At 59.9% G+C, this 12,552-nt stretch carries 8 protein-coding genes and 1 pseudogene; 2 read left to right on the top strand and 7 right to left on the bottom strand.

Annotated features, from left to right (window positions below; translation table 11 throughout):
* Nucleotides 1-32: 32 nt before the first annotated feature.
* From JD971_RS15075 to JD971_RS15060, 4 genes are all read right to left on the bottom strand, one after another.
* The gene (locus JD971_RS15075) at nt 33-866 is read right to left on the bottom strand and encodes a hypothetical protein (RefSeq protein WP_202084653.1); all 834 of its coding nucleotides are present in this window, start codon (nt 864-866) and stop codon (nt 33-35) included.
* A gap of 335 nt (nt 867-1,201) precedes the next feature.
* Nucleotides 1,202-4,414, bottom strand: a complete 3,213-nt coding sequence (locus JD971_RS15070) for an exodeoxyribonuclease V subunit beta (protein WP_202084651.1) — start codon at nt 4,412-4,414, stop codon at nt 1,202-1,204.
* Nucleotides 4,407-7,121: a PD-(D/E)XK nuclease family protein gene (locus JD971_RS15065; RefSeq protein WP_202084649.1), complete on the bottom strand. Its 2,715-nt coding sequence runs from the start codon at nt 7,119-7,121 to the stop codon at nt 4,407-4,409. The genes JD971_RS15070 and JD971_RS15065 overlap by 8 nt, the downstream gene beginning before the upstream one ends.
* 57 nt (nt 7,122-7,178) lie before the next feature.
* The gene (locus tag JD971_RS15060) at nt 7,179-8,171 is read right to left on the bottom strand and encodes a YafY family protein (RefSeq protein WP_202084647.1); all 993 of its coding nucleotides are present in this window, start codon (nt 8,169-8,171) and stop codon (nt 7,179-7,181) included.
* Between the two features lie 104 nt (nt 8,172-8,275).
* On the opposite strand from JD971_RS15060, the gene JD971_RS15055 reads away from it, so the two are divergent.
* Complete coding sequence (locus tag JD971_RS15055; protein ID WP_202084645.1) at nt 8,276-10,351, top strand: ATP-binding protein; 2,076 nt, start codon at nt 8,276-8,278, stop codon at nt 10,349-10,351.
* 21 nt (nt 10,352-10,372) lie between these two features.
* Here JD971_RS15055 and JD971_RS15050 read toward each other — a convergent pair whose 3' ends face one another.
* The 3 genes and pseudogenes from JD971_RS15050 to JD971_RS15040 form a co-directional block, all read right to left on the bottom strand.
* Nucleotides 10,373-11,065 (bottom strand): HEPN domain-containing protein, encoded by a 693-nt coding sequence (locus JD971_RS15050; protein ID WP_202084644.1) that lies wholly within the window; start codon nt 11,063-11,065, stop codon nt 10,373-10,375.
* Nucleotides 11,066-11,113: 48 nt separating this feature from the next.
* Nucleotides 11,114-11,328, bottom strand: a pseudogene (locus JD971_RS15045) (AlpA family phage regulatory protein).
* Between the two features lie 69 nt (nt 11,329-11,397).
* Nucleotides 11,398-11,859, bottom strand: coding sequence for a hypothetical protein (locus JD971_RS15040; RefSeq protein ID WP_030089677.1), 462 nt, complete (start codon nt 11,857-11,859; stop codon nt 11,398-11,400).
* Nucleotides 11,860-12,209: 350 nt separating this feature from the next.
* Between JD971_RS15040 and JD971_RS15035 the strand changes: the two genes are divergently transcribed.
* Complete coding sequence (locus JD971_RS15035) at nt 12,210-12,539, top strand: hypothetical protein (RefSeq protein WP_202084642.1); 330 nt, start codon at nt 12,210-12,212, stop codon at nt 12,537-12,539.
* Nucleotides 12,540-12,552: the final 13 nt, after the last annotated feature.

Here is a 12,552-nt window from a genome sequence, read left to right as displayed (position 1 = left end):
GCGAAGCAACTGAGTATAGTTGTTCGTTCCACTCAATGATCCGCCATGCTGAGCTGCAGGTCGCGCTTGAGCGCGTACAGATTGGTGATCCTGGGAAGCTCAGGAATAACCGTATCGTTCTGCCCAAGCCCTTCTTGTTCTACCTCGTCGTCCATTCTCGTATCGAGCTGTCCACCAGCTGGGCCGAGGCCCACCTGCCCATTCGGCAACAGCCTGATCACAGTTCCGTCGCGCTTCGCGAGCTCAGCTACGGCGTCCTCCGCCGGTGAGCGGCAAGCTCGAGCAAATTCGTGGGCTAGCTGACCCGGGCTGGTGTCATCGCGAGCGAGCATTGTACTCGCCCGAACTGCCGTTAGCTCCATTGAGCTGCTAGCCGCCTGCGCTGCCTGGTGCACAGTCAGGCCAGCTTGTCGGCTTGACGTAAGTCGGTTTTCAATCGCGGAAATGACGTCTAGGGCAGCGTCGCGAAGCTGGATCAAAGCCACACCGCTGCGAATGTCATTCCAGTGAGGTTGCTCGATCCCTGCAGGGGGCTCCGTGCTCTCAATGTTTGTCTGGCGCAGAACTTCATCTGAAAGATCAAGAAGGGCTCTGCGCCGATGCGCATCACCATAATCACGCAATTGTCTCTCGAGGAGCTTGGCAGAACCAGTCGGTAAGGGGACGTCGGGAGCCAACCGCGCGAGTCGCGTCAGCTTTGAGCCGGTGGCCCAAGCTCTCAATTTGTTCTGTTCTCCCTTCAGGCTTTGTAGAATTCGTTCACCCGACGGCGCGAGACGATACATATTAAACCGCTGACTCGTGCCAACAACGAGTCCCAATCGCAGCAGCGGTTCGACAGTCCCCATCCGATAGGGCTGTGTCACATATGCCCCGCGTGCGCTCAAGGCTTTGAAGCTTGTATCAGAGACACCTGTAAGCTTACGGTGGCCTCGCGCTCTCTTGCGCCCTTCCTTCAATGCTTGGACCATGATCGCAGCTTCGATCGCATTGGCACACGAGAGTAGCCGAACCTGATTGCCAATCTCCTCAGCTAACCAGACGCCGAGTAGCGACCACGCGATGGGCATGCCGAAGCTCAGCCCACCTAGCCCTGGGACGGATCGGTCGTTGTAGTGTCGGATTGCGACCGTCAGTCCGAGCGTCTGCAGGCGACGGCATGACGGAGCTGAGTCGGGAGCAAACGTACCCCACTGGACGCTCATCGCATCCCCCGGTCAGGCGTAGTAAGATCGCTGAGTTCGTTAGTGCCACACAACACTTGTCCTAATGTCAACTCACCAGTCTCGGTCCAGAACACAGCAACGCTTTGGACGGCCTTGCCAGCCTTAAACTCAACGGCAGCGATGTAAGCCGCTAGCTGAGGCCAATATGTTGCAAATCGAGCTGTATGGTCTGCAATCAGCCCACTCTTGTGATCCACGATCATGAAGCCATTCGTGCTCTCAGCGATCAGGTCGACTATGATGCTCTGACGTCCACCGTCTGCCAGTTCGATTTCGATTGGTTGTTCGACATGTAGGCGCGAATAACCAAGCTCATTGAGTGTCTGCCGAAGAGCTTGCGCCTGTTGCGCGAGCAGCTCGACTTCAGCCTCGGCGATCCGGCAATGCTGGCCCACCCGGTGCCGCAGATCCGGCCTGCACAGCAAAATCCGCAAGGCTTCGTGGACCGCAGTCCCCTTATCCGTTGCCAGCGCGAGATCCGATCCGGTGAGCCGGACACCCGCTGAAATCGGCCGGGTCTCAATTTGCAAAGGCAGCGGCCGAGTGGTGGCGATTGTCTGGGAAGGACTGATGACCGGGGCAAGCTGGCCGACAGCTCGCCTTTCAATGGCAAACCTCGGTTCGCGATCATTCCTCTCAATGCGAACTCTGCCTTCCCCGTCGAACGACGCTGGGATCTCCTTGCCACAAATCGTCATGCGCGACGGGAAGTGCGCCGAACCGACAGTGATCTGATTGCCCTGCAACTTGATGCCACAGCCGTCGTTCAAAAGACGGCGCGCCGTGATCGGTAGTGGCGGCTCAACCTTGTCGTCGTCCTGCGGCCATTCGATGATCAGGCGATTACGCGCACGGGTCAGAGCGACGTAAAGCAATCGGCGCGCTGTTTCCTCGCACTCGGGATACAGTCCATTTAGAAAACGAGCTGTCGCTTCGGGAGCAGCAAAGTCAGGCGCATAGGCAAGTGTCGCCTGTTCGATCACATGATCGAGATCGTCGAAACCAGGAAACTTTGTGCTGAAAGTTCCGGCGCGCGGGTCGAGTTTGTGATCGAGGCCGCAAACGACCACGACCGGCCACTCCCGCCCCTTCGAGGCGTGCCAGGTTACAATCTCGATGCCATCGGCCTCGGCGCCAGCGGGGTTCGGGCGTAGATCCTCACCCTTCAGGCCGACCTTGTTTTCGAGCCAGCCAAGGAAAACGTTGGCACTCTGGCCATAGAAACCGGAGGCTTCACGCATATCCCGGTGTGCATCCATGAATGCCGCCGCTTCAGCCTCGAAGCGAAGAAGGTCCGCTCTCATTTGGGCGGGATCGTCGAGCCGGTCGCACCAGTCCCGTAGCCCGGCAACCTGGATCACCTGATGCACCAGTCTGTCCACGGGCGTTGCAAGCGAGTCAGCCCAAAGTCCCTGCAACGCCATGAGTTCTGGTGTCTCGATCCGGCCGTCGCGGGCCAGAGCGCCAAGAGCATCGCCGAGCGGCGTTGCGCCCGGGCCGAGCGTTGCCGTGCAGATCGCTGCATGATTGTCTGCCGGATCGACGGCGAAACGAAGCGCGAAGCATGCTGCCTGAACGATCTTGCTCTGCCACCAGCCTCCTTCCGCAACGCGGACCGGCAAGCCCAGGGCCCGCAGCGCGGCCGCATAGCTCGCGCAGTGGCTGTGCGTCGGGCATAGGATGGCAACGTCTCGGGGCTCCAGATCGCGCAAGGCCTTGGAATGCCTGTCCACGATGGTCACCCGATCATCCGTCACCAGAGAAAGGAGACGATCAGCGATGAAATGCTGGGGCTTTCCGCCGGAGCGGGCACCGCGCTTGTTGGCCAGCTCGATGACCTCCAGAGCGGTTTCGTGTCCTGAGGCATTCTGCGCGGCAAGCGCCGTATAGTCTTCACCGAAAAGGCATGGCCCCAGTGCGTTCACAAAATCCATGATGCGCGGATCGGAGCGCCAGTTCCGGTCGAGCGGGCTGGTTTCAAATTGCTGCGTAAGGGCGACAGTTAGTCGCGGATCTGCGCCCTGGAAGCCCATGATCGCCTGCTTGGTGTCGCCGACGATCAATGCGCGCTTAGCCTTGCGGGCCAGCGCCCAGAGAAAGGTGAACTGGATCGGGTTGGTATCCTGGAACTCGTCGACAATGACGCAGTCGACCTCGTCCATGATGGCGCCAAGCACGGCGGGCTTTTCATCGAGTATCCGCGCAGCGTTGGTCACCATGTCGCTAAAGTCGATGACGCCGAGCTCGCGTTTACGGGTCTCGTAGTCGGTCATCGCCGACTGTGCGCCTTCGACGAGAGCGCGCGCATGCGAAACCGCATCCTTGAGCGGTCCGGGGTGAAAAACCAGGTTGTCAGCTGCCAGCATGACCGCAGCTGCATGATCGTCGTAGCCGTCAGGGGTCGGACTGCCGCGCATCGACAGACGCAGGCCCCGCAGCTTCTGCCACAGCCGCCAGTCTGTACCGCCGGATGCGAGCAGCTGCTGAGCTTGCTTCAAAGCGCGGAAGTTCTCGCGGAATGCTGTCTTGGCGGTGGCACTACCAGCATCGTCAGCGAGCGAGCGAGGAAAGGCCTGAAGCAAGGCATCGACAGCCTTCTGGAGCGCTGCAGCCAAAGTCTCAGGTTTGCCGATCGGTGCACCGTATCCGGTCCGGATGGATGCCTCGACAAAGTCGGCCATCGCCGGATCGCTGCCTCGCGGACCGAGCGTTCGCAGCAAGGCGATGACGCCGAGCAACTTCTTGCGGAAGCTGTCCTCTGCGGTTTCGTCCGAGGAGAAGCTTCCTTGATAGCCAAGGGCTGCGAGGTTTCGGGAAAGCTCGCTCAATGCAGGATTTTCTTCGATCGAGCGACGGATCAGCAAGTCCTGCTCGTCTTCAGCGATCAGACGCTGCTGCGGAGATGAACCCGATGCGAAGGCGTGCTCGATCAGCAATCGGCGCCCCAGCCCGTGAATGGTGGAGACATAAGCTCTCTCGACAGCCAGCGCTGCCGACAGATTGCTGTCGGCAATCAGAGCGCCCCGGATCCGCTGCCGCAATTCCCCGGCGGCGGCTTCTGTGAAGGTGACTGCGAGGATCTTCTCTGGGCGAACCCTGCCGTCCCTGACCCATTGGGTGAGCGTTTCCTGGATATGGTGTGTTTTGCCAGCCCCGGCTCCTGCGGGCACAATCGAAAGTTCAGTCATCGAGTTCGTCCGGGAGGGTTACAGAAGGAGCGGTGTCGTCACGCATGAATGCGGTGATCAACGGACTGTCTTCGAGAGCGTAAGTGCCAAGTGCGGCGGCTTTCTGGAAGAATTTGGCGTCTGCCGTGGTGTTCGTTTCGAGTAGGCCAGCCTTGAGGGCGTCGAATCTCGCCGAAATCAGCGCAAGTGCATTCGCGGCGATGTCACCTGCGACGAGTTCGACATCAGTGCTGTCAAACACCTCGATGCCATTGAGGAGGACGTTGCCGTCGTTGAGCGTGTGATAGGCGACGGCCGGCTGCTTGAACCAGCCGTTCAAGGTCTCGCCAATGCGAACAACAGCTTCGTGACTGCGCTCATCGATCCGAACGGTCATGCGCCGATAGAGATCGACCTGCAGGTCCCAGCCCTTCTGCAAGCGCTGTCTGCGGGTTCCGGAGCTGCTCTTTTTGTAATCGACGACGATCGGCTGCCCATCGGGAAGGCGAAGCAGGCAATCCGCTTTGCCATGTACGGGATGGTCAAACAGGGTCCCGGAGAGCCAGAATTCGTTGCCCACGATCTCGGCGTCGAGGGATTTCAGTACCATCGACCAGTGCTTGGCGGACTTGGTGATTTCCGCCTCCAGCGTGTTGCGTTCGACAGCCCAGGCCGATGTCTGCAGGAACGGCGCAATCGCACGAATGCGTTCCAGAAGAAGCTCGGGCACCTTTTCTTCGATCACTTCGTCGGACGGGTGGTCCTTGCCCGGCGGGAACAGACGTTCGAACACCTCGTGGGCGAGCGAGCCGCGCAGCATGACGTCCAGCGCTTCCGGCTGCCACGAGACGTGCTCGGCGCCGAGTTCAGCCAAGACCCAGGCCAGCGGGCTGATGAGGAGCTTTTCAAGCCGGCTCGGGCTCTGCGCTCTCGGGGTACCATCATCCTTCTTGCGCAGGCTCAGGAGATCAAGATCAAACTCATAGTGCGTTGGCACTTCGATGGGCTCGAGGGGGTCGACCACAGGCCGCGGCTTCCAGGCCACCAGCCTGTCCCAGATCGTACCTTCACTATGCGTGAGCGGTACGACCAAAGATTCAGGATCATCCATGCCGGTGATGAGCCGGGAGATGAGTGGCAAACTTGACGAGGCGGAGAGAAAGCTGCCGCTGCGATCGCGTTCTGACAGGAGGAATATGACCTGGTCACTTGCGGCTCCAATCTGCCGCGCGAAAAGGTTGAGCGATGCATCGAGCTGCTTGGCCTGGGACGGGAGCTGCAAGCCGATCGTGTTTGAGATCGCCTCAACCTCGCTGTCGAGGAAGAACGGATTCCCCGAAGGCGGGGGCGGATAGGCACCGTCGTTGAAGCCGAGGATGAGAAGTTTGCGAAACTGCCGCTTAGGCATTTCATGCGCCAACATGACCGAGATACCGCCCAGGTAGTAAGGTCCACGTGGGCAAGGCGGTGCCTGGTATGCTGCGGCCAATTGGATGGCCTTTTCAAGTTCCGCTTCGGCGGCATCATTGGCGTTGCCGAGGGCGGCCAAAAGGCGCGAAGCCAGCTGCTTCGTCTCAGCGACATCGGACGCAAGCAACTCGTCCTCACTGAGCAATCTCAGGAAGGAACGGATTTGCTCCTTGAGCTGACCGTTCGTCGTAGGTGACGCTGAACGGATCAGCGAGAAGAGCGCAGCCTGCTTTCCGTTCAAGTCTTGCACCAATATGGGCTGAAAATCGTAGGCCATGACCGCATTTGCCAAGGCCGATCCAACATCCGGGGACCAGCACAGAACGGGGGAACAGTATAGCGAGGCGAGCGCCATGGCGGGGGCAGGCCGCCGCCTGCACTGCAGGAAATGCAGGAGCGCTTCACCCCCGACATTTCTGCGATCCGGCGCAGCAGGGAGCGATGATGCCGTAAGGCCCGCATTCGCGAAGGCTTCCGACAGGTAATGCGTATACTCCGGCCCCGATGGCAGGATGATGCCGATCTCGCTCGCCAACTGAGTTCGATCTTCGGCAAGCCAGTGCTGGATGATGGCGGCGGCGGCTTCGCATTCCGTGAGTGCATCGCGGACGGAACAAACCGCGAGGCTGTCGTCCATGGGTACTGTTGGCGCCGACGGATCAAGCAGATGCCTTTGGACATGCCCGGCGAGGATCGATTCAGGCGCTCGGCACGTCTTGGGGGTCGAGATCAGGCGGACGTAATCAATATCTTCCTCGTCCAGCTTGCCGTGGTGACTTTCGAGATGCTCGAGCACAGCGCGCTCGAGAGATGTCAGCTGGGTGCTATTCCGATCCCAGATCACGTGAAGCGACTGCAACGCATCGCCTGCCTCACAGGCGAGGAATGCCTTCAATATCGCCAGTTCGGACGGAACAATCGCTGGATTGCCAAGCCAAAGATCCCGTAGCGCCTCGATATGGGTGCGCGCCCTCCCGCCAGTTGCCAGGGCCTCGGTCGCAATCGATCCAGGCTGGAGGTCCCGCGTGGCCATCATCAGATGGCGCAGCATTGCGGCAACAGCCGTGGCGGTCTGTTCGGGGGCAACAGTAAAGCTCTCCGCCCATGGGGCATCCTTACTCTGCGCTTCCAGAACCTCGCGCAGCGGCATCTCGGCACAATGAGGCAAGGCATAGAGGCTCGCCAGGAGCTGCGGACTGAGCGGCATGCAGCTCACAAATGGCGCGTAGCCGATCCGCAGATGGCAGTTCTCAAACATTCAAACCAATCCCCCGACGACGGTCACGCCACGCCCAACACGTTCTCTGCCCACCAGCTACGACAATTTCGGTCGCAACATTTCCTGAGCCGCCGCGAGCCGCTGCTCCATCGTGTCCTGCAATGCCGCTGGCCCTTCGATCACCAAATCGCCCGCCCATCCAAACAGGTGATTGGCGAGCTCAAAGAGCCCTCCGGATCGAAATCGCACCAGCAGCTCCTCGCCATCATCTTCGAATTGCTGATGCGGGTGGAACCTCCATGCCCGCGCTCGCTCGACCGCATGCGGGCGGACCCGCAGCACAATATCGTGATCTTCCTCTTGCCAGATGCCGAAGCTGCGGGACATCCAGACGTCGAGATCCCAATCATCCGGTGGGCAACCGACTACCCCGCTATCTCGAACGTTGCTCATGCGATCGAGCCGAAAGGTGAATGGGGGATCATCCCGGTCAGGCATTTTGCCAAGCAGATAGGTAATGGGGCCATGGATCAGGCCGTATGGGACGACCCGCCGCCATGCTGGCGCAGCAGCCCAATCGGGCTGATAATCGAAATCCACACAATGGGCGGCAAGGATCGCTGACTGGATTGTTGTCAGATCCTCGGGCGAAGCGATGACGGCTGGCCCTGCCGCAACGCGGGATCGCTGCAACCGGGTGAGCAGATCGAGGTCATTGTCCAACCGGCGCCGCTCAGCGCTGTCAAAGGCGATCTTGATCTTGGAGAGCAGCTTCTCAAGCGCTTCGGTGTTGGCTGTGCCCTCGATCCGCCCGGCTTCGACCACTGCCTGGAGCGCGGCGACTTCGGCAGCGTTTGGCCTAGCATAGGCCCGGCCCGGGCTATCCTTGATCCTGAATCGTTTGATGCGCCCATCGACGGTTTCGTCGAGGTCGAAATGAATGAGTATGACGTTGCGGAGTCGCTCAACAGTTCGGCGGTTCACCCCAAGCAGTGCAGCCATCTCATCGAGCGACAAGCCTTCGATGCTTTGCGTCAACGCATGCACGAGTTTGAGTGTACGATCGAGGTTACTGAGGCGCTTTGTCATTACAGCCACTGCTAACTGCCTGTCCTGCAAGCGCAAGTCGCATCACGCACAACCCCCAAGTTATACGACCATATTTGTCGCACGCCTGTGTTTGAAATCTCCACATGGAACCAGAACTCAGGGAGATTGCGCGCAAGATGGCACGTCAAAGGGCAGCACAGGCGGAATTCAGCCAGAGCGAGCAGGGTGAAGCAACGCATTTCGCTCACGCTGCTGCAAGGGTTCTTCAGGCGATGAGTGTCAATCAGGTCAAGCGGTGCGGCGAGGATCTGATTGATCTGATTGACCGTGAGGTGCCCGTTGCTGCCTTGCATAAGCTCTCCAATCGGGAAAAGCCTTCAGTGGCCGAAATGCGGGCTGTCGCTCGGCAATTGACAGCGAAGCGCGCCGCGCCAACCCAATTGGACAGCGTGTTTACATGGGTCGGCGAGCTGTTCGGCCTCGATTCCGCCGAGGTCACCATTCTCAGCATCTTTGCCCGCTGGGGAAAATTTGAGTGCTGGCGAGAGCTCGTGCGCCGGGCACCCATCTCATGCAGCAACCTCACCCCGAGTGCTGTCGCCCAACTCTCCGGTCTCTCCGGCAACACCGTCGACCGAAAACTGATGCCCGGTGCACCGCTGTTTTCCTCGCGCCTTCTGCATGACGACCGCGACGGAGAATACAGCCTGAGCCCCCTGCTCAGGCGCCTGATTCGGGTCCACGCGGAAAGCCGGGACGAGATGCTGCGCTGGCTCATGCCCGAACCGGAGCGAGGGGGATTGCTGTGGGATGACTTCGAGCACCTCGATCCACTGCGGAGCATCGCTCTCAAAGTCCTCACGAGCAAAGAGCCTGTCAGCATCTTGCTGTTCGGGGAGCCGGGCACCGGCAAAACCGAATTTGCGCGCACCCTTGCCACGGAGGCCGGAAGCGGCGCGATCTTTGCCGGTTTGAGCGACGATTTCGGCAACGAGCCCGATCGCTCTGAGCGCCTCGATCATCTGATGATTTTGCGGGCGATGTGCCGTCATCACCGCGAAAGGGTCATCGTTGTCGATGAAGCGGACGATGTCCTGATGATGAGCGAGCGCAAAGGCAGTTCCAAGCAATGGATTAACCGTCTCGTCGAAGCACCGCAGGTTCCCACGATCTGGATCGTCAACCAGCGTTCGCGATTGGACCCCGCCGTCCTGCGACGCATGACCCTTGCAATCGGCTTCGATCGCCCGCGCCTGGCTGTGCGAGAGCGAGTAGCACAAAGGTCCGCTGAAGCCGCATCGGTTGACCTCAGCGATGCTGAACTGCGTGATATTGCTTGCCTGAAAGCGCCCCCTGCCGTGGTGGCTGCAGGTATGAAGGCGGCCCATCTTGCCAATGGCGGGGCAGATGTCGCGAAGACTGCGATCCATAGCGTCATGCGCGTTCTGGGACAGTCCTGCACGCCGGAAGCGTCCGGCTGCTCAGTCTACGACCCCAATCTGTCGCGTGCGGACACGGACTTGTCTCGCCTTGCTGAGCGCCTTGCCGCCACCCCAGACCGCGGTTGGAGCCTGCTGCTGTCTGGGCCTTCAGGTACTGGCAAATCCGCTTTTGCAAGGCATCTCGCCCAGGTCATGGGATTGGAGATCGAAGAGCGGCGGTGCTCGGACCTCATGAGCCCCTATGTAGGTGAGACCGAACAGAACATCGCCGAAGCCTTTGCCAGGGCGGCAGAGCGCGGCGCACTGCTGTTGATCGACGAGGTCGACAGCTTCCTGTATCGCCGCGAGGCCGGTCAGAGGAGCTGGGAGGTCAGCCAGGTCAACGAGATGCTGGTGCAGCTCGAACACCTCCGTACTCCCTTCGTCGCGACGACCAATCTGGCCGATAACCTTGATCCGGCAACACAGCGCCGCTTCACGATCCGTGCCACGTTCAATGCCATGACACCCGCTCAGGCCAGCCAGCTTTTCAAAGCCAGATTCGGACTCGACTGGCCTTTGGAGTGGCCCATCCACCATGGCCAAACCCCCGGCGACTTTGCCGTCGTTGCGCACCGCGCAAATCTACTCGCGGAACGAGATCCTGCTGTCCTGGTGCGCTGGCTGCGTGACGAGATTGAAGCACGCGGCGACCACGCAAGGGGCACGATGGGGTTTCACATCCACTCGGACACTGCGCCATGCCGACGAGCAGAGCGGTTCGACGAAGCAGCATAAAACCGAGAGAATCGACCAGCGTTAGTCGACCACAGGATAGTTCGGCATCGGCCACCTGTGTTCCGGGTTATCCATCATCAGATCGATGAAGATTGGCAGCAGGCAGCCCAGAATTGATGCGCCATCCCTCACTTGATCGCGATTGACATCGCTGTTCCAGGTTGCGCCGCCATGTACCAATTGGTTCCTCAGGACATAGAGCCGATCGAACAAGATCGAGAGGATCCGAGCGGTGTCATGATCGCGCAAGGCATGCTTGATCGCGGTTCGGCTGCGTTCAAGCTTCTGCTCCCAATCCGCGTGGCCAGCGGCCCCATTCTGGTGCTGCCAGAACGGGTGATAGACATAGCGATTGTCCAGCAACAGCCGTATTTCCTGACTGAACCGCTGCCAAACAGCATCGTAGACCCGGTGGCGCGCGTCGAACTTCACCAAGGTCGAGAAGAAAGCCTGGAACAGTCCGCGTTCGCCTTCCGGTGCAGAGCTACTGGCTGAAGCCTCAACATCACCGGCATAGGCCGCGTTGAACCCGATCCAGAGAAGAATGAAGCGGACGTCATGGTCCTGATCCTCGGCTTCCGCACGCCGAAGCCAGGATAGCGCGCGATGAACGCGCAGTGCCAAGGGGGTCTGAAAGCCGTCGCGCAGCGAGCGCTGCTTCTCTTTCAAGGCTTCGGGATGGAGAGAATTGCCAAGGGGGTAACGGTAAACCATTGGCACAGCTTAGCGCGGGGAATCCTAACCGAATAGATCACAGCGACATCAGCTTGGAATTTGGGAGATGGCGCGGATCCATTCATCGATCTCGGCTTCAACCCAAACTGCGCATTTCGGCCCCAGCGATCGCGATCTCGGGAACCGCCCCTCGCTCATACGCTGATAGATGGCGGAGCGGCGCAGTCCGACGCGGGCGATCACTTCCGGCAGGCGCAAAGCCTCGCCGGCGGCGCTGCTTCGGGCGGTTGAGGCATGTGCATTTCATCTGGTGTTGCATGCGGCATTGTTGATCTCATTTGCTTGGGTTCGGTCCCCTCCGAACTCTCAGGCTACCGCGACAGTGACATCGTGATGTCTCGGCCCACGAAATCATCGATGTGCTTGGCAAGCATTCGTGCCACGAGCTGTGAGGTGCCGTTGGCCCACCGAGGCCGCAGATCCTCAATCCGTCGCCCCAGGGTCCGCTGAAGATGGACTGGGAGGCTGGTGAAGAACTCTTCGAGAAATTCGCCCATCTCGCCATGCATCCACTCGCAAGCGAGCTCTTCTTGCCCGGCAAGAGCAAGGATAATGGTCGCGCGGGGGTGCGCTCCACAGGCGGCGAGCACTAGTGCCGCTTCGTCGAGCCCGATAGGCCGCTCGCCACGCGCTACGCGAAGCAGGGTCTCGCGGTGCATCCCACATTCACTGGCAATCCTGTGGCGGGGTTTGCCGCCGGCATCGATCGCATGGGCGAGCACGCGAGCCAGACTTTGATTAGCCGGTCTGGCAACGGTGGTTGGATGGTGCATGGCTGTCTCCTTGCATCTGCACTGATGCGATTCGCAGGCATATCGCGAAGCATCCCATGTAGGAAAATGAAAAGAACATACATGGAACATCTCGTTTAGAGGCGAATCAGTTCCTCTATCCGAGTCGTCGCCAAATCCCGGCTACCGTGACGGCGTTAACCGACACAAAAAGACTAAATTTACGTTCTTATCGTCGATTTTATGCGTTGAGCTGGAAAAGATGCGTCCGCATCTTTCCACCTCCGGACGGTATTGCCGCTGAACACTTTCCTACGAACATTTCCTAGATGCATGTGGAACACACAGCGAACGCAAGAACGCTGTGACCACCCCTCCAACCGGAGCTTCACATGCAGTCTCTCACCCTCCCCCGGCCCGCCAGCGTCAAGGGTCTCGGCAAGACCCTCAACATTGCCATCCCGGTCGCAATCGCGGCGCTTGCGGCGAGCGCCGCCTATGCCGGCGCTGACACGACCTTCACCCCTGCCCTCACGAAGTTCACCGACTTTCTGGAAGGCTCGGGCGGCAAGATCATCACGGTTCTCAGCCTCGCTGGCGGCCTGATCGGTCTTGCATCCGGGCGTTTTTCGCTCGGCCAGGTCGCCGTTCCGGTGGGTGTCGGCATCGGTGTCGGCACGGGTGTTCCGATCGTCACCTCGGTTGTGACCGCGGTCATCTGAGCGCGGCAAGGGA

The sequence above is a fragment of the Croceicoccus sp. YJ47 genome (assembly GCF_016745095.1).
Taxonomy (GTDB): domain Bacteria; phylum Pseudomonadota; class Alphaproteobacteria; order Sphingomonadales; family Sphingomonadaceae; genus Croceicoccus.
This window is presented reverse-complemented; position numbering and strand designations above follow the sequence as displayed.

Coding starts and splice junctions, on each gene's coding strand:
- JD971_RS15070 (WP_202084651.1), bottom strand. CDS start 4,414: ATGACTGAACTTTCGATTGTGCCCGCAGGAGCCGGGGCTGGCAAAACA.
- JD971_RS15065 (WP_202084649.1), bottom strand. CDS start 7,121: ATGTTTGAGAACTGCCATCTGCGGATCGGCTACGCGCCATTTGTGAGC.
- JD971_RS15060 (WP_202084647.1), bottom strand. CDS start 8,171: ATGACAAAGCGCCTCAGTAACCTCGATCGTACACTCAAACTCGTGCAT.
- JD971_RS15055 (WP_202084645.1), top strand. CDS start 8,276: ATGGAACCAGAACTCAGGGAGATTGCGCGCAAGATGGCACGTCAAAGG.
- JD971_RS15050 (WP_202084644.1), bottom strand. CDS start 11,065: ATGGTTTACCGTTACCCCCTTGGCAATTCTCTCCATCCCGAAGCCTTG.
- JD971_RS15040 (WP_030089677.1), bottom strand. CDS start 11,859: ATGCACCATCCAACCACCGTTGCCAGACCGGCTAATCAAAGTCTGGCT.
- JD971_RS15035 (WP_202084642.1), top strand. CDS start 12,210: ATGCAGTCTCTCACCCTCCCCCGGCCCGCCAGCGTCAAGGGTCTCGGC.